Annotated in this window: 19 protein-coding genes; 16 read left to right on the top strand and 3 right to left on the bottom strand. The window is 64.9% G+C overall.

The window, feature by feature from the left end; genetic code table 11:
* Window positions 1–321 precede the first annotated feature (321 nt).
* Genes eno through truD form a run of 5 tightly spaced genes read left to right on the top strand, consistent with a single transcriptional unit; the run spans window position 322 to window position 4,320 of the window.
* Window positions 322–1,614 carry a phosphopyruvate hydratase gene (gene eno / locus ACVOLV_RS20160; protein ID WP_282271948.1) on the top strand — a complete coding sequence of 431 codons (1,293 nt, stop codon included), beginning with the start codon at window positions 322–324 and terminating at the stop codon, window positions 1,612–1,614.
* 5 nt (window positions 1,615–1,619) lie between these two features.
* On the top strand, window positions 1,620–1,991 hold the full coding sequence (gene ftsB / locus ACVOLV_RS20155) for a cell division protein FtsB (protein WP_481555910.1): 372 nt from the start codon (window positions 1,620–1,622) through the stop codon (window positions 1,989–1,991).
* Window positions 1,988–2,686: a 2-C-methyl-D-erythritol 4-phosphate cytidylyltransferase gene (ispD, locus tag ACVOLV_RS20150; RefSeq protein ID WP_481555909.1), complete on the top strand. Its 699-nt coding sequence runs from the start codon at window positions 1,988–1,990 to the stop codon at window positions 2,684–2,686. Before ftsB ends, ispD begins: the two co-directional genes overlap by 4 nt.
* Window positions 2,687–2,731: 45 nt before the next feature.
* Window positions 2,732–3,232 (top strand): 2-C-methyl-D-erythritol 2,4-cyclodiphosphate synthase, encoded by a 501-nt coding sequence (gene ispF, locus ACVOLV_RS20145; RefSeq protein WP_481555908.1) that lies wholly within the window; start codon window positions 2,732–2,734, stop codon window positions 3,230–3,232.
* On the top strand, window positions 3,229–4,320 hold the full coding sequence (gene truD / locus ACVOLV_RS20140) for a tRNA pseudouridine(13) synthase TruD (RefSeq protein WP_481555907.1): 1,092 nt from the start codon (window positions 3,229–3,231) through the stop codon (window positions 4,318–4,320). Before ispF ends, truD begins: the two co-directional genes overlap by 4 nt.
* 143 nt (window positions 4,321–4,463) lie before the next feature.
* On the opposite strand, the gene ACVOLV_RS20135 is transcribed toward truD, so the two are convergent.
* Window positions 4,464–5,003: a Smr/MutS family protein gene (locus ACVOLV_RS20135; RefSeq protein ID WP_481555906.1), complete on the bottom strand. Its 540-nt coding sequence runs from the start codon at window positions 5,001–5,003 to the stop codon at window positions 4,464–4,466.
* 181 nt (window positions 5,004–5,184) lie between these two features.
* Here ACVOLV_RS20135 and surE point away from each other — a divergent pair, with 181 nt between their 5' ends.
* The 4 genes from surE to ACVOLV_RS20115 are packed head-to-tail and all read left to right on the top strand — an operon-like array spanning window position 5,185 to window position 8,048.
* Window positions 5,185–5,964 carry a 5'/3'-nucleotidase SurE gene (gene surE, locus ACVOLV_RS20130; protein ID WP_481555905.1) on the top strand — a complete coding sequence of 260 codons (780 nt, stop codon included), beginning with the start codon at window positions 5,185–5,187 and terminating at the stop codon, window positions 5,962–5,964.
* The gene (locus tag ACVOLV_RS20125; protein WP_481555904.1) at window positions 5,961–6,638 is read left to right on the top strand and encodes a protein-L-isoaspartate(D-aspartate) O-methyltransferase; all 678 of its coding nucleotides are present in this window, start codon (window positions 5,961–5,963) and stop codon (window positions 6,636–6,638) included. The genes surE and ACVOLV_RS20125 overlap by 4 nt, the downstream gene beginning before the upstream one ends.
* A gap of 19 nt (window positions 6,639–6,657) precedes the next feature.
* Window positions 6,658–7,272: a YqaA family protein gene (locus tag ACVOLV_RS20120; protein WP_481555903.1), complete on the top strand. Its 615-nt coding sequence runs from the start codon at window positions 6,658–6,660 to the stop codon at window positions 7,270–7,272.
* Complete coding sequence (locus tag ACVOLV_RS20115) at window positions 7,269–8,048, top strand: peptidoglycan DD-metalloendopeptidase family protein (RefSeq protein WP_481555902.1); 780 nt, start codon at window positions 7,269–7,271, stop codon at window positions 8,046–8,048. Before ACVOLV_RS20120 ends, ACVOLV_RS20115 begins: the two co-directional genes overlap by 4 nt.
* Before the next feature lie 354 nt (window positions 8,049–8,402).
* On the opposite strand, the gene ACVOLV_RS20110 is transcribed toward ACVOLV_RS20115, so the two are convergent.
* Window positions 8,403–8,783, bottom strand: coding sequence for an Mth938-like domain-containing protein (locus ACVOLV_RS20110; protein WP_481555901.1), 381 nt, complete (start codon window positions 8,781–8,783; stop codon window positions 8,403–8,405).
* Between the two features lie 16 nt (window positions 8,784–8,799).
* Window positions 8,800–9,105, bottom strand: a complete 306-nt coding sequence (gene yhbY / locus ACVOLV_RS20105; RefSeq protein ID WP_303749668.1) for a ribosome assembly RNA-binding protein YhbY — start codon at window positions 9,103–9,105, stop codon at window positions 8,800–8,802.
* A gap of 64 nt (window positions 9,106–9,169) precedes the next feature.
* Between yhbY and rlmE the strand changes: the two genes are divergently transcribed.
* The 7 genes from rlmE (at window position 9,170) to hflX (ending at window position 15,750) form a co-directional block, all read left to right on the top strand.
* The gene (gene rlmE, locus ACVOLV_RS20100; protein ID WP_481509095.1) at window positions 9,170–9,802 is read left to right on the top strand and encodes a 23S rRNA (uridine(2552)-2'-O)-methyltransferase RlmE; all 633 of its coding nucleotides are present in this window, start codon (window positions 9,170–9,172) and stop codon (window positions 9,800–9,802) included.
* Between the two features lie 58 nt (window positions 9,803–9,860).
* The gene (ftsH, locus tag ACVOLV_RS20095) at window positions 9,861–11,786 is read left to right on the top strand and encodes an ATP-dependent zinc metalloprotease FtsH (protein ID WP_481555900.1); all 1,926 of its coding nucleotides are present in this window, start codon (window positions 9,861–9,863) and stop codon (window positions 11,784–11,786) included.
* Between the two features lie 112 nt (window positions 11,787–11,898).
* Window positions 11,899–12,087: a hypothetical protein gene (locus tag ACVOLV_RS20090; protein WP_282271167.1), complete on the top strand. Its 189-nt coding sequence runs from the start codon at window positions 11,899–11,901 to the stop codon at window positions 12,085–12,087.
* Window positions 12,088–12,196: 109 nt separating this feature from the next.
* On the top strand, window positions 12,197–13,093 hold the full coding sequence (gene folP / locus ACVOLV_RS20085; protein WP_481555899.1) for a dihydropteroate synthase: 897 nt from the start codon (window positions 12,197–12,199) through the stop codon (window positions 13,091–13,093).
* Entirely contained in the window at window positions 13,093–14,046 is a 954-nt protein-coding gene (gene miaA, locus ACVOLV_RS20080) for a tRNA (adenosine(37)-N6)-dimethylallyltransferase MiaA (RefSeq protein WP_481555898.1), read from the top strand. The genes folP and miaA overlap by 1 nt, the downstream gene beginning before the upstream one ends.
* A 91-nt stretch (window positions 14,047–14,137) precedes the next feature.
* Complete coding sequence (gene hfq, locus ACVOLV_RS20075) at window positions 14,138–14,425, top strand: RNA chaperone Hfq (protein ID WP_057628256.1); 288 nt, start codon at window positions 14,138–14,140, stop codon at window positions 14,423–14,425.
* Between the two features lie 14 nt (window positions 14,426–14,439).
* Window positions 14,440–15,750 carry a ribosome rescue GTPase HflX gene (gene hflX, locus ACVOLV_RS20070; RefSeq protein WP_481555897.1) on the top strand — a complete coding sequence of 437 codons (1,311 nt, stop codon included), beginning with the start codon at window positions 14,440–14,442 and terminating at the stop codon, window positions 15,748–15,750.
* Window positions 15,751–15,993: the final 243 nt, after the last annotated feature.

Below are 15,993 nucleotides of genomic sequence, written 5' to 3'. Positions count from 1 at the left end.
CCCCCCCCGCCCCCGCGCCGCCCCCGGCCCCCCCCCCCCCGCCCCCCCCCCCCCCCCCCCCCGGCCCGCCCCCCCCGCCCCCCCCCCCCCCCGCCCCCCCCCCCCCCCCCCCCCCCCCCCCCCCCCCCCCCCCCCCCCCCCCCCCACTACGGGAGGTATCAGACAAGGCCCGCCAAGTGCGGGCCTTGTCCGTTTTGGCAGTCCCCGCCGCTTTCAGGCGAAAGCAACGGCCGCGCCAGCCTGCGCTTCGTTTAAACTCCCTGCTGGTTTTTGTGTTTCCCGTCGATAACAGACTCTCCTGAACGAGCCTAGCCCCCAGACATGACCAACATCGCCAAGATCCACGCCCGTGAAATCCTCGACAGCCGTGGCAACCCCACGCTGGAAGCCGAAGTCACCCTGGCCGACGGCTCGTTCGGCCGCGCTGCCGTCCCGTCCGGCGCTTCGACCGGCACCAAGGAGGCCGTGGAACTGCGCGATGGCGACAAGACCCGTTACCTGGGCAAGGGCGTGCGCAACGCCGTCGGCAACATCAACGGCGCCATCGCCACCGCACTGGCCGGCTTCAATGCCGAAGACCAGGAAGGCCTGGACCGCCGCCTGATCGATCTGGACGGCACCGAGAACAAGGGCCGCCTGGGCGCCAATGCGCTGCTCGGCGTCTCCATGGCTGCTGCCCACGCGGTCGCCGCTTCCAAGAAGCAGGCGCTGTGGCAGTACCTGGCCGCCAAGACCGGCGCCACCCCGTCGTTGCCGGTGCCGATGATGAACATCATCAACGGTGGCGCCCACGCCGATAACAACGTCGACTTCCAGGAGTTCATGGTGTTGCCGGTCGGCTTCAGCTCGTTCAGCGAATCGCTGCGCGCTGGCACCGAAATCTTCCACGCGCTGAAGTCGGTGCTGAAGGGTCACGGCCTGAGCACGGCGGTCGGCGACGAAGGCGGCTTCGCGCCGGACTTCCGCAGCAACGTCGAGGCGCTGGACACCATTCTGGAAGCCATCGGCAAGGCCGGCTACACCGCCGGTGAGGACATCCTGCTGGGCCTGGACGTCGCTTCCAGCGAGTTCTACGAGAACGGCAAGTACAACCTGGTTGGCGAGAACAAGCGTCTGACCTCCGAGCAGTTCGTCGACTTCCTGGCCGACTGGAGCGCGCAGTACCCGATCATCAGCATCGAAGACGGCCTGGCCGAGAACGACTGGGCCGGTTGGAAGCTGCTGACCCAGCGCGTTGGCAACAAGGTGCAGCTGGTCGGCGACGATCTGTTCGTCACCAACCCGAAGATCTTCGCCGAAGGCATCGAATCGGGCACCGCCAATGCCATCCTGATCAAGGTCAACCAGATCGGCACCCTGACCGAGACCCTGGAAGCCATCGCCATGGCCGACAAAGCCGGTTATGCAGCCATCGTCTCGCACCGCTCGGGCGAAACCGAAGACACCACCATCGCCGATATCGCCGTGGCCACCACCGCCACCCAGATCAAGACCGGCTCGCTGTGCCGCAGTGATCGCGTGGCCAAGTACAACCAGCTGCTGCGCATCGAGGAAGCCCTCGGCAGCGGCGCGCGCTATGCCGGCCGTGATGCGTTTGTCTCGCTCAAGCGCTGATCGCCATGCGTAATTGGCGCTGGCTGCTGCTGGTGCTGGCGGTACTGCTGGGATTGCTGCAGTACCGCTTCTGGTTTGGCCAGGGCAACTCGGGCGAAGTGATGATGCTCGAGGCGCAGGTGGCCAACCAGAAGCGTGACAACGACGGTCTGCAGCAGCGTAATGATTCCCTGGCGGCTGAAGTCCAGGATCTCAAGGACGGCGAGGCGGCCATCGAAGAGCGTGCGCGCAGCGAACTGGGCATGATCAAGCCGGGTGAAAAGTTCTACCGGGTCGTCGAAGACGCGCCGGTAGCTGCGCCTGTGGCGCCGGCATCTACCGCAGCGCCAGTGGCAGGGCAGGGTGATCCGCATTCGCCGCCGGAGAACATTCCATGATCGTGCAGACCTGGGCGGTGGTTCCCGCGGCTGGACGCGGTGCGCGCTTCGGTGGGCCGGTGCCCAAGCAGTACCTGCTGGCTGATGGTGAGCCCTTGCTCGCGCACGCCCTGCAGTCCTTGCTTGCCCATCCCGGCGTGGCCGGGGTGATGGTGGCCATTGCCGAGAATGATGCCGATTGGCCGGGCTGGACCTCGTTCGCCGACAAACCGGTGCTGACCTGCGTGGGTGGAGAGACCCGCGCGGCGTCGGTATTGGCTGGCCTGCAGGCGCTGCCGGAAAGCGTGCGCGCCGATGATTTCGTGCTGGTCCACGATGCGGCGCGGCCGAATCTGGCTGCGACGGATCTGAGTCGATTGCTGGAAGTGGGGCGTGCTGATCCGGTCGGCGGCATTCTTGCTGCGCCGGTGCGCGATACGCTCAAGCGTGCTGGCGACGACGGTGGCATTGACCGCACCGAGCCGCGCGAGCGCCTGTGGCGTGCGCTGACCCCGCAGCTGTTTCGCCGTCATCAACTGACCCGCGCGCTGCTCGATGCCGCCGCCGCTGGCGTCGATGTCACCGATGAGGCGATGGCGATGGAGCGGCAGGGCGTGCGCCCGCTGCTTATCGAAGGCGCGGAAAGCAACTTCAAGGTCACCACCCCGGCCGATCTGGCCCGTTTCGAATTCGAGCTGTCGCGGCGCGGCAGCTGATCCCTCGCCGACGCGTTGGCGTCGGCTCTGCCAAGAAGTACTGCCATGAACTCTTCCGTTTCCTTCCCTCCCATCCGTATCGGCCAAGGCTATGACGTGCATGCCTTCGGTGAGGGCGACCACATCATGCTGGCCGGCGTGCGCGTGCCGCACAGCCGTGGCGTGCTCGCGCACAGCGATGGCGATGTGGCCCTGCATGCGCTGTGCGACGCCATGCTTGGTGCGCTGGCGCTGGGTGACATCGGCGTCCATTTCCCGCCCTCGGATGATCGCTGGAAGGGCGCGGACAGCAGTCGCTTCGTCAGCCATTGCAATGAACTGGTGCGTGAACGCGGTTGGCAGGTTGGCAATGTGGACATCACCGTGATCTGCGAGCGGCCCAAGGTGGGCCCGCATGCGTTGGCGATGCGCGAGAAGGTGGCGCAGCTGCTGCAGATCGATCTGGATCGGGTCAGCATCAAGGCCACGACCAGCGAAAAGCTGGGCTTCACCGGTCGCGAAGAAGGCATTGCCGCGCAGGCCGTGGCCTTGTTGGTGGCCGCATGATCGCGCTGCCGCTGGCCTTTGGTGAGCCGCTGCTGACTGCCGCGATCCGCAGCGTGCCGGAAGACTTCCAGGTTGATGAAATTCCCGCGTTCGAAGCGACTGGCGAGGGCGAGCACCTGCTGCTCGACATCCGCAAGCGCGGCGCCAATACCGTAGCGATTGCCAAGCAGTTGGCGCAGTGGGCCGGCGTGCCGGAAATGGGCGTCAGCTATGCCGGACAGAAAGATCGGCATGCGGTGACCACGCAACGCTTCAGCGTGCACCTGCCCAAGCGTGTGGCGCCGGATCTGGCGCTGCTGGAGTCGGACGAGCTGCATGTGCTGGCATCGACCTGGCATAACCGCAAGCTGCAGCGTGGTGCATTGGCGGGCAATCGTTTCAAGCTGGTGTTGCGCGGCGTGCAAGGCGACAAGGCGGCCATCGAGGAACGGCTGCAGATTGTCGCCGCACGCGGGCTGCCCAACTGGTTTGGCGAACAGCGCTTTGGCCGCGATGGCGGCAATGTGCCGGCTGCGCTGCAGATGTTTGCTGGCCGTCGGGTGCGCAAGGACCAGCGTTCGATGCTGCTGTCCGCCGCGCGGTCGGCCTTGTTCAACCGTGTGCTCGCTGCGCGCGTCGAGGCGGGCAACTGGGACGCGGCGCTGGAAGGCGAGGTGTGGATGCTGGACGGTAGCCGTTCGGTATTCGGCCCGGAGCCGATGAGTGAGGTGCTGGCCGAGCGTCTTGCTCGTTTCGATATCCATCCGAGCGCGCCGTTGTGGGGCGTTGGTGAACTGCGCGCTACCGATGCGGCGCGCGCCTTGGAAGACCAGGCCCTGGGCGATGAGCAGGCCTTGGCGCTGCGCGCCGGACTGGAACAGGCAGGGCTCAAGCAGGAGCGCCGCTCACTACGCCTCAAGCCCATGCTGATGCAGCACCAATGGCTGGCCGACGACGTGCTGGAAGTATCGTTCGCGTTGCCGCCGGGGTGTTATGCCACCGCGGTGCTGCATGAGCTGGGTGAAGTGACCGACGCCAGCCGCAATGAAATTGCGGGTAGCCCGGCGGCTGAAGCCGAAGCGTCCAGCGAAGACGCCGCCGTCGACTGAACGCTCGCCACGTCGTAGCCCGGGTAAGCGCAGCGCACCCGGGGTTGTCCGCGCAGGGCTTGAAGCATCTCTGGATCCCATCTCCCGGGTGCGCTGCGCTTACCCGGGCTACAGCGCGGTTTCAGTCGCCCATCCCGGTCTTTTCAGCGGTTGGCCAACAGCACCAGAACCGCACCGGTGCCGCCCTGGGTGGGCGGCGCTGAATGAAACGCCAGCACGTCATTGCGCTGGCGCAACATGCGGTCGACCAGGTTCTTCAGTACCGGCGCGCCGCCATCTGACTGCAGGCCCTTGCCATGGATGATGCGCACGCAACCGTGTTCATGCGCGCGTGCTTCCAGCAGGAACTGGCGCAGCAGGTTCTCGGCCTGGGCGGCGGTTGCGCCGTGCAGGTCCAGTTCGTCCTGTACTGAATACTGGCCACGCTTGAGCCGCTGGAACATCTGCGGTGGCAGGTTGTCACGCCGGTAGCTGGCGTTGTCGCCGGCTTCCAGTGGCTTGCTGGAACGTAACAGGCGTGCGAATTCGCCCAGGGCCTCGGAGTCATCCTGTTCTGCCATGCGCGCGCGCGGCTTGGGCCGTGGTTTGCCCGCAGCCGGTGCTTCCACCTGGCGCATCGGCGTTACTTCACCAATGGCCGAACGGAACAGTGCGGCGTCATCTTCTTCATCTGGGTGCGACATTTGTACAGCGTAACGTGCGCACAGTCGCAGGCAAGCCCCGTGGCGGTGGAAAGTGCCGTGGCGCATTCCGGTATCATGGCCGCTCAGGTCGGTCCGTCACGGTGATGTACTAACCGGAGGTTCCGGCGATTGCGGCGCTGAGTGGGAGCGTCGCGTATTGATCCAGTAACCCAGGCCTTTAATGCGCGTACTTGTATCAAATGACGATGGTGTGGACGCCCCCGGCATCAAGATGTTGGCCGAGGAGCTTCGCAACGCCGGACACGAAGTCACCGTGGTGGCGCCGGACCGTGACCGGTCGGGTGCCTCCAACTCACTCACGCTGGATCAACCGGTGCGTCTGCGCCGTATTGACCACTACACCTGTGCGGTGGCGGGTACGCCTACCGACTGCGTGCACCTGGCGCTGACCGGCATGCTCGAATTCGAGCCGGACATCGTGGTGTCGGGTATCAACAATGCCGCCAACCTTGGCGATGACGTGATCTATTCGGGCACGGTGTCGGCGGCGATGGAAGGGCGTCACCTCGGGCTGCCGTCGGTGGCGGTATCGCTGGTCACGCACAAGCACGAAGCCAAGAACTTCGTCACTGCCGCACGCGCTGCTGTAGAGATCGTGTCCCGGCTGATCGCCGACCCGTTGCCGGCCGACACCATCCTCAACGTCAACGTGCCGGACCTGCCCTGGGACGAGATCCGTGGCTTTGAAGTCACCCGCCTGGGCAACCGTCATCGTGCCGAGGCCTGTGTTCCGGCGACCGATCCGCGCGGTAATACCGTGTACTGGATCGGTCCGGCCGGCAGCGAGCAGGACGCCGGCCCCGGTACCGATTTCCACGCGGTGCGCACTGGCCATGTTTCCATCACCCCGATCCAGGTCGACCTGACCCGCTATTCGGCCTTGGAGAAGGTCGCCAGTTGGGTTGGTGGGCTGACCGATACGCTGGGGAAGCCTGAATGACGCCGCGCCTGCGCCTGCAGCCGGAGGCCGTGGGTATCGGCATGACCTCGCAGCGGGTGCGCGACCGTCTGGTCGATCGCCTGCGCGAAGCCGGCATCGCCGACGAAGCCACGCTCAATGCCGTGCGCGTGGTGCCACGGCATCTGTTCATTGACGAGGCGCTGGCATCCCGCGCCTATGAAGACACCGCGCTGCCGATCGGCCATGGCCAGACCATCTCCCAGCCCTGGGTCGTGGCGCGGATGACCGAGGTCGTGCTGGCTGTCGCGCCGAAAAAGGTGTTGGAAGTCGGCACCGGCTCGGGCTACCAGGCCGCCATCCTCGGTGCGCTGGGTCTTGAGGTGTTTACCGTCGAACGCATCGGCGACCTGCTGCGACAGGCGCGCAAGCGCTTCCGGCATCTCGGCATGAACATCCGCACCAAGCATGACGACGGCCGCATCGGCTGGCCCGAGCATGGTCCGTATGACGCCATCGTGGTGACGGCCGCCGCGCCGGCGCTGGTGGATGCATTGATCGATCAATTGGCCGTCGGTGGCCGACTGGTGGCCCCGGTTGGCGGCCCCGGCGGACAGGTGCTGTTGCAACTGACCCGACAGGCCGATGGCACCATTGCCCAGGAAGAGCTGGCGCCGGTGAGCTTTGTGCCGTTGTTGCCGGGCATGCTGGACTGAGAACAGGACTACTCACTGAATGAAGATTTTCGGGCCGTTGTACGACCGCGCCATGGTCTGGGCCGCCAACGAGCGCGCACCTACCTATCTGACTGTCCTGAGCTTCATCGAGGCGATCATCTTCCCGGTGATGCCGGAAGTGATGCTGATGCCGATGTGCGTGGCGCAGCCGCGCAAGGGCTGGCGTTTTGCGACGCTGAGCCTGGCCGGCTCCATGGTCGGCGCGATGGTGGGGTACGCACTGGGGCATTACGCCTTCGAGGTGCTCAAGCCGCTGTTCGAGGCAATGGGCATGCTGCCGGCGATCGAGAGCGGCATTGCCACCCTGCAGGAAAAGATGGCGGAATCGCCGTGGGCGGTGTTCACCTTCCTGGTGCTGGGCGGTTTCATGCCGATCCCGATGAAGGTCTTCACATGGGCCTCGGGTATCGTCGGCGTGCCGTTGCCGCAGTATGTGCTGAGCATGCTGGTTGGGCGTGGCAAACGGGTTTATTTGTTGGCGGCGGTGATCCGCTTCGGCGGCGCACAGGCGGCTGAACGGTTGCGGCGCTGGATTGAGCCACTGGGCTGGATTGCCACCGCATTGGTGGTGGGCCTGGTGGCGTGGCTGGTCTGGAGGGCTAAATTCGCATGAATGCATTGATGTTGGGCAAGGGCTTGGGCGGGGCGCTGGCCGTTCTGGCGGTGGTCTCGTTGGCGGCGTGTGGTACCGCCACGGTGGTGAAGCCCTCGGGCGGCAGCTCGGGTTCGTCCGCCTCGACCACGCCGCGCACCTCGGTGGCCAAGCCGGGGCAGACGGCCATCGTGCGCCGTGGCGATACGCTGTTCGGCATCGCCCGGATCAACAACATCACGCCGCGTGATCTCGCAGCCTGGAATGGCCTGTCCGAGCCATACACCATCTATCCGGGGCAGGCGCTGCGCCTGTATCCGGGCGGTGCGACGGCCAGTCGGCCGCCGGCAAGCAGTGGTTCAACGACGACGGCTACCCGCCCGGTCACCCCGCCACCGGCAGCGACACCTACGCCGGTCAATAGCGGCATCGCCTGGCGTTGGCCGGCAGAAGGTGCGCTGGTCGGCCGTTTCGTGGCTGGTGAGGCGACCAAGCAGGGCGTGGACATCGCCGGCAGCAGCGGTCAGGCGGTACGTGCCGCCGGCCCAGGTGTGGTGGTGTATTCCGGCGCTGGCCTGGTTGGCTATGGTGAGCTGATCATCATCAAGCACAACGACCAATGGCTGTCGGCCTACGGTCATAACCGCAAGCGGCTGGTCAACGAAGGCCAGAGCGTCAAGGCCGGTGACCAGATCGCCGAGATGGGCCGGACCGGCACCTCGCGCGACATGCTGCACTTCGAGATCCGCTACAACGGCAAGCCGGTCGACCCGCTGGTTTACCTGCCGAACCGTTGAAGGGCGGCTGCCGGGCCAGGCCCGGCAGCCATCGACTGTAGTGCCGAGCCATGCTCGGCAGCCATCGACCGTAGTGCCGAGCCATGCTCGGCAGCGGCTTTCCCGGTGATGCGTCAATGCGCGCCGCACTTGTGGGAGCGGCGTAAGCCGCGAAGCAGATGAACTGTCTGGTGCATTGCCAGCAAAGCCCCTGCCGAGCATGGCTCGGCACTACAGTGCGGCATCCAGCTTTGCTGGCACGGACGGCGGATCAGGTGTCGTTGGGACTGCCGGCATGTCTGCGGGCTGCCAAATCGTCAGCTTCGCGGCTTACGCCGCTCCTACAGGAATGCCCCGGCGCAGCATGGCTGCGCGCTATGGGGTGCTTTCCAGAATGATGGCCATCACCACGCGACGGTTTTCACCGGCCAGCACGTTGTAGGTGCGTGCGGCCGAGGCGTTGTTCATCACCTCGATGCCGATACCGCGGGTCAGGCAGGCTGCCATGATCGCGGCGGGCGGGAATACCTGCTTGTCACCCGTGCCAAGGATCACCAGCGCCGGATTCTGTTCCAGTGCTGCGTCCAGATCTTCGGCGCGCAACTCGGCTACCGATGCAACCGGCCAGTCTTCAATCAGGCTGTTCGGTGCAAGGATGAAGCTGCGGCTCAGTGCGCGGTCGTTCACCTGCGCATGGCGGCCATCGGCCGAGCGTAGCGAATAGATGTAATCGGGAAGCTCGCGACTGAACTGCATGGGTACTCCTCGGCGATCAGCCGCGCGGCAGCACGATCTGGCGTTTTTCCTTGGCCGGGCGGTACAGCACGGCGACATGGCCGATGCGCTGCACCAGGGCGGCACCGCTGGCCTGGATCAGTTCCTCGATCAGGGTGTCACGGGCTTCGCGGTCTTCGGCGGCAACCTTCACCTTGACCAGCTCATGGCGCTCCAGCACCTCGTCCAGTTCGGCCAAAAAGGCCGGGGTGACCCCTTTGCCACCGATCTGCAGCAGTGCTTTCAGGTCGTGCGCGATGCCGCGCAGGAATCGGTTCTGGGCCGAGGTCAGGACGATGGACATGCAGGACTACAGGTAATCAAGGGGGTTCAGGGTATCATGACCACCCCTGTGAGCCCCATTGCCAATGCCTTCCCGTAGCAAAAGTAGCCAGCGCTGGCTGAAAGAACACTTCTCCGATCCTTTTGTGAAAAAGGCCCAGAAGGAGGGCATGCGCTCGCGCGCGGCCTACAAACTGGAGGAGCTGCTGGAGCGTGACCGCCTGCTGAAGCCGCATATGGTGGTGGTTGACCTTGGTGCCGCGCCGGGTGGCTGGTCGCAGCAGGTGCGCAGGCAGATGGGCGACACCGGACGTGTCTTGGCGCTGGATATCCTTGAGATGCCGCCCTTGGCTGGTGTGGAGTTCCTTCACGGGGACTTCAGGGAAGAAACTGTCCTATCGCAGTTCGAAGCCATGGTTGGCGACCAGCCGGTAGACCTTGTGCTGTCGGATATGGCCCCCAATAAGAGTGGTATGGATGCGGTTGACCAGCCGCGGATGATGCACCTGGCGGAGTTGGCGATGGATTTTGCCGACAACCATCTCAAGCCGGGTGGGGCGTTCCTGATCAAGTTGTTCCAGGGCGTCGGCTTTGACGACTACGTGCGTGAACTGCGCCGTCGTTATGACAAAGTCGCCATTCGCAAGCCGGATGCTTCGCGCAAGCGTTCACCTGAGGTTTATGCCCTCGGGCAGGGCAAGCGCACCCAGATAAAGTAAGCTCAGCCATACGACTTTTCAGTATTTAGTATCTAGAGGGACACCGGAGCCGATGAGGATGAACGACCTGACCAAGAACCTCCTGTTGTGGGTGGTTGTCGCCGTCGTGCTGATGGTGGTGTTCCAGAGCTTCGCTCCGCGCAGTGGTGCGGCAGCGGCTGGCGATGCCCGTAATTACACGCAGTTCCTGCAGGAAGTGGATGCAGGGCGGATCAAATCGGTGGAGTACACCGACAAGACCACATTGACCACCAATCACCTGAGCTTCAAGCGCTCGGACGGTTCGGTTGGTGCGCTGTACGCGCCGGCCGACCCGAAGCTGCTGGACCAGCTGTATTCCAAGCAGATTGAAGTGTCCCGCCAGGAACCGGCCGGCCCGAGTTTCTGGGGCATCGTGCTGCAGTTCCTGCCGGTGCTGCTGCTGATCGGCTTCTGGATCTTCATGATGCGCCAGATGCAGGGCGGTGGCGGCGGAGCCAAGGGCGCTATGTCCTTCGGTAAATCCCGCGCCAAGCTGCAGGGCGAAGACCAGATCAAGGTCACTTTTGCTGACGTTGCCGGCTGCGACGAAGCCAAGGAAGAAGTTGGCGAGCTGGTCGAGTTCCTGCGTGATCCGTCCAGGTTCACCAAGCTCGGCGGCAAGATCCCGCGCGGCGTGCTGATGGTCGGTCCGCCGGGTACCGGTAAGACCCTGCTGGCCCGTGCGATTGCGGGCGAGGCCAAGGTGCCGTTCTTCGCTATCTCCGGTTCGGACTTCGTTGAAATGTTTGTCGGCGTCGGCGCCAGCCGCGTGCGCGACATGTTCGAGCAGGCCAAGAAGCATGCGCCGTGCATCATCTTCATCGACGAAATCGATGCCGTGGGCCGTCACCGCGGCTCGGGCACCGGCGGTGGCCACGATGAGCGCGAGCAGACCCTGAACCAGATGCTGGTCGAGATGGACGGCTTCGAGGGCGGCGAAGGCGTGATCGTGATCGCTGCCACCAACCGTCCCGACGTGCTGGACAAAGCGCTGCTGCGTCCGGGCCGTTTTGACCGCCAGGTCATGGTCGGCCTGCCGGACATCAAGGGCCGCGAGCAGATCCTGCGCGTGCACCTCCGCAAGGTGCCGGCCGCCGATGACGTGCGTCCGGAAGTGCTGGCACGCGGTACCCCGGGTTTCTCCGGTGCCGATCTGGCCAACCTGATCAATGAAGGCGCCCTGTTTGCGGCTCGTCGCAACAAGCAGGAAGTCGACATGAAGGACTTCGAGGACGCCAAGGACAAGATCTACATGGGTCCTGAGCGTCGCAGCATGGTCATGCGTGAGGAAGAGCGTCGCAATACCGCTTATCACGAGTCCGGCCATGCCGTTGTCGCCATGTCGCTGCCCAAGGCCGACCCGGTGCATAAGGTCACCATCATGCCGCGCGGTTGGGCGCTGGGCCTGACCTGGCAGCTGCCGGAGCACGACCACATCAGCAAGTACAAGGAGCGCATGCTGGAAGAGCTGGCGATCCTGTTCGGTGGCCGCATCGCCGAGGAGATCTTCGTTGGCGAGATGTCGACCGGTGCCTCCAACGACTTCGAGCGCGCTACCAAGCTGGCCCGAGGCATGGTCACCAAGTACGGCATGTCCGATGTGCTGGGCATCATGGTCTACGCCGATGAAGAAGGCGGCTATGGCATGCACAGCAAGACCATTTCCGAGGCTACCCAGCAGAAGGTGGACGCGGAAATCCGGCGCATCCTCGACGAGCAGTACAACGTTGCGTACCGGATCCTGGACGAAAAGCGCGACATCGTCGAAGCGATGACTGCCGCGCTGCTGGACTGGGAAACCATCGACGCCGACCAGGTCAAGGCGATCATGGAAGGCCGCAAGCCTTCGCCGCCTGCAGGTTGGGTGGACAAGGGCGGCAACAATGACCGCGCTGACGATGGCAAGGGGGGCGACGCCCCGCAGCCGGTGACGCCGATCACCGACCCTGCCGGCCAGCACTGAGCCGGCAGCGCCAAGGTAGAACAACGGGCCGGTATTCCGGCCCGTTTTTTTATGCGCCGGCCGTCGTGCTGGGCGAGAATAGCGACACTCTGGTTCTCCCTGGTTCTGCTCCATGAATGATTCCACGCCGCCGCCCAAGGCGCCCTCGGCCAACGTGCCGGAGATGATCATCGCCACCGTCGCAGGCGTTGGCTTCGGGGTGAAGACCAACAACTTCCTGGCCGGCATCTTCATCGGTGTGGTGCTGGGCGTGATCCTGAGCTTGATTGGCAGCCGGATCCGCGCTCGCAACAAGGACTGAGCGCCGGTATTGCGCCGCCGCGAACAGGTTGAGCGTGTGGCCGCCCGTCTCGCTGGAGGGGCGCTGCGGTGGCTTAAACTAGGCGCTGTTGCAGTCCGCCGGAGCGCCCATGTTTGATGTTTTCCCAACCCTTGAATGTGGCGACCGTGCGCTGCGGCTGGATAGACCGCAGGTGATGGGCATCGTCAACGTCACTCCGGATTCGTTTTCCGATGGTGGCCAGCATGCGGACACTGCCGCTGCCGTTGCCCATGCGCTGGCGCTGGTCGAACAGGGTGCCGACCTGCTCGATATCGGCGGCGAATCCACCCGTCCAGGCGCAAGCCCGGTCTCGGTGCAGGAGGAAATCGATCGCATCGTGCCGGTGATCGAAGCTTTGCTGCCGCAGGTGGCGGTGCCGCTGAGCGTGGACACCTTCAAACCTGAAGTAATGCGTGCTGCGCTGGCTGCTGGCGCGCACGTGATCAACGACGTACAGGCGCTGCAGCAGCCTGGCGCGCTTGAGGTGGTTGCTGCGTCCAAGGCCGCGGTAGTGTTGATGCATGCGGTGGGCGGCCCTTACGACGCTGGCGTCGCCCAGGCCTACGTCGATATCGCTGGCGATGTGCAGCGCTTCCTCGCCGAGCGGATTTTCTCCGCAGAGATGGCCGGTATCGGGCGCAAGCGCCTGCTGCTGGACCCGGGTTACGGGTTCAACAAGGACACCGCGCAGAACTTCGCTTTGCTGGCCGCGCAGGATCGCTTGAACGATCTGGGCGCGCCGGTGCTGGCGGGCTTCTCGCGCAAGCGCTGCATTGGAGATGTCACTGGGCGGGCCGTGGCTGGCGAGCGGGTCGCCGGTTCGCTGGCCGCACACCTGCTGGCCGTGCAGAAGGGCGCGATGATGGTGCGGGTACACGATGTGGCTGCGATGGTGGACGCACTCAAGGTGCTGGCCGCGTTCGATGCCGTGCCAGTGCCGCGTGCTGACAAGCCGGCCATGCCGCGCTGGCCGGACGAGGATTGATGGGCATCGATCAACGGCCCTTGGCCATCGCCTTGATGGGCCCGACCGCGTCGGGCAAGACCGCCGCGGCCATTGCCTTGGCCAAGGCCTATGACGGTGAAATCGTCAGCGTCGATTCGGCGCTGGTTTACCGTGGTTTGGAGATTGGTGCGGCCAAGCCGGACGCCGCCGAACAGGACGGCATCCGCCATCACCTGCTGGACCTGCGCGACCCCTGGCAGACCTATTCGGCGGCCGAGTTTTCCGCTGACGCAACGGCGGCGGTGCACGACATCGTTGCGCGCGGTAAATTGCCGATTCTGGCCGGCGGTACCGGGCTGTATTTCCGTGCCTTGCTGCAGGGGTTGTCGCCGATGCCTGAGGCCGACCCGACCATGCGTGCGGCTATCGCCGCCGAGGCCGAGGTCTGCGGCTGGCCGGCCTTGCATGCGCAGCTGGCAGCTATCGATCCGGTTGCCGCCGCGCGCATCCATGCCACCGACCCGCAGCGTATCCAGCGGGCGCTGGAGGTATACCGACTGACCGGCAAGCCGATCAGCTATTGGCAGGGCTTGCCCGGGATCGCGCGTTTGCCCGCGCGAGTGCTGAAACTTGTGCTTGCCCCGGCCGAGCGCGCGGTGCTGCATCAGCGCATCGAGCGGCGCTTCGACCTGATGCTTGAGCGTGGCTTCCTGGATGAGGTGCGGGCGCTGCGGGCGCTGCCGCAGATGGCAGCGGTGGCAGCGCCCTTGGATCTGCCTGCGGTGCGGGCGGTGGGGTATCGCCAGGCCTGGCAGTTCCTCGATGGGCAGGGCACTGCCGCCGAATTCCGTGACAAGGGCGTATTTGCCACCCGCCAGCTGGCCAAACGGCAGGTCACCTGGCTGCGCGGTGAGCTGGATGCCCGCTGGTTTGACCCGGTTCGGGACATGTCTGGTGTGCAGAACGCGGTTTCCCGCTTTCTGCAAGGTTGAGCGCCCGCCGGGCGGTGTACCATCAGGTTCCGGACGGGCAGGGGACGCCGCCATCAGTCCGGTCCATAAAAACAATAACGAGGAGTAGACGATGTCCAAGGGGCAGTCTTTGCAGGATCCGTTTCTGAATGCGTTGCGCCGCGAGCGCGTGCCGGTTTCGGTCTACCTGGTGAATGGCATCAAATTGCAGGGCACGATTGAGTCGTTTGACCAGTTCGTGGTGCTCCTGCGCAACACCGTCAGCCAGATGGTCTACAAGCACGCCATTTCCACCGTGGTGCCGGCGCGCAACGTGCGCGTGGGGCCGGGTGGTGGCTATGTGCAATCCGGTGATGGAAGTCAGGCAGCTGATGACGAAATTGACAACGACAACGAATAAGCAGGTGGCGGCGCATGTTTGACCGCTCTAAAAAGGGCGAACATGCGCTGTTGATCCAGCCGCATGTTGGCCGGTTGGAAGAGGATGTACTGGAGGAATTCACCGATCTGGCGCGCTCGGCCGGGGCAAGTATTGCCGCGACCATCAGTGCGCGCATGGACAGGCCGAACCCTTCGACGTTGATCGGCAGCGGCAAGCTGGAAGAAGTGAAGGCTGCGGCCGACGCCACCGGCGCCGATCTGGTGCTGGTCAACCATCAACTCAGCCCGGTACAGGAGCGCAACCTTGAGCGCTACCTGGAGCGCCGGGTGATTGATCGCACTGGTCTGATCCTGGACATCTTTGCCCAGCGTGCGCATAGCCACGAAGGCAAGTTGCAGGTGGAGCTTGCCCAGTTGCGGCATATGGCCACGCGGTTGGTCCGCGGCTGGACCCACCTTGAGCGTCAGCGTGGTGGTTCCATTGGTCTGCGCGGCCCGGGTGAAACCCAGCTGGAAACCGACCGCCGCCTGCTGCAGAAGCGGGTGGAACAGCTGCAGAAGCGGCTGGAGAAGGTCGAAGTGCAGCGCACCCAGATGCGCCGCGCACGTGTGCGCAGCGAAATGCCGCGTATCGCGCTGGTCGGCTATACCAATGCCGGCAAGTCCACGCTGTTCAACGCGCTGACCGGAGCCGGTGCCTACGCGGCCGATCTGCTGTTTGCGACGCTGGATCCCACCGTTCGACGCATCAACCTGCCGGGCGGCAACGCGATGCTGGCCGACACCGTCGGTTTCGTGCGCAACCTGCCGCATGATCTGGTGGCCGCGTTCCGCTCGACCCTGTCCGAAGCGCGTGAGGCGGATTTCCTGCTGCATCTGGTCGATGCCGCCGATCCGCTGCGCGAAGAGCGCATTGCCCAGGTCGACGAAGTATTGGAAGCCGTAGGTGCGGGCGATCTGCCGCAGCTGCTGGTGTTCAACAAGATCGACCGCATCGAAGGTGCTGAAGTGCGCCACGACGCGCAGGATGGCGTGCCGGATGAATCACGGCGCGAACGGGTTTGGGTTTCCGCGCGTGATGGCCGTGGTCTGGAATTGCTGCAATCGGTGTTGGGCAAGCGGCTGGGCCTGCAGCATGTCACCGGCCAGGTGCGGCTGCCGCCGAGTGCAGGCCGCCTGCGTGCGCGCCTGCACCAGTTGGAAGTCATCCGCAGCGAGCGGGCCGATGAAGAGGGCTGGTTGATCGAGGTGGATATCCCGATTGCCGAAGCCGAAAAGCTGGCAGCAAGCGAGGATGGCGCGGTGATCCGGCCCTTGTTGCCGGAAAAACTGCCGGAGTGGTGATTCCGGCGGTTTGCCGGTTCATTGAAGGATGAAGCGACAGCCGGCCTGACGCCGGCTGTCTTGCTTGTGGGAGCGGCGTAAGCCGCGAAGCAGGCACATCATCAGATGACACAGCTGCCAGCCACTTCAGCATCATCAGTGTCGCGGGGGTACGCCGCCCCACCCCCCCCCCCCCCCCACCCCCCCCAACAAGGGCGGGGGCCCGGCCCCCCCGCGGGCGCAGCGGGGAAAAAGAAGGGGGGG

The sequence above is a fragment of the Stenotrophomonas sp. STEN023 genome, assembly GCF_056760135.1.
Note: the sequence above shows the minus strand (reverse complement) of the source record. Positions and strands in the feature narration are given on the sequence as shown.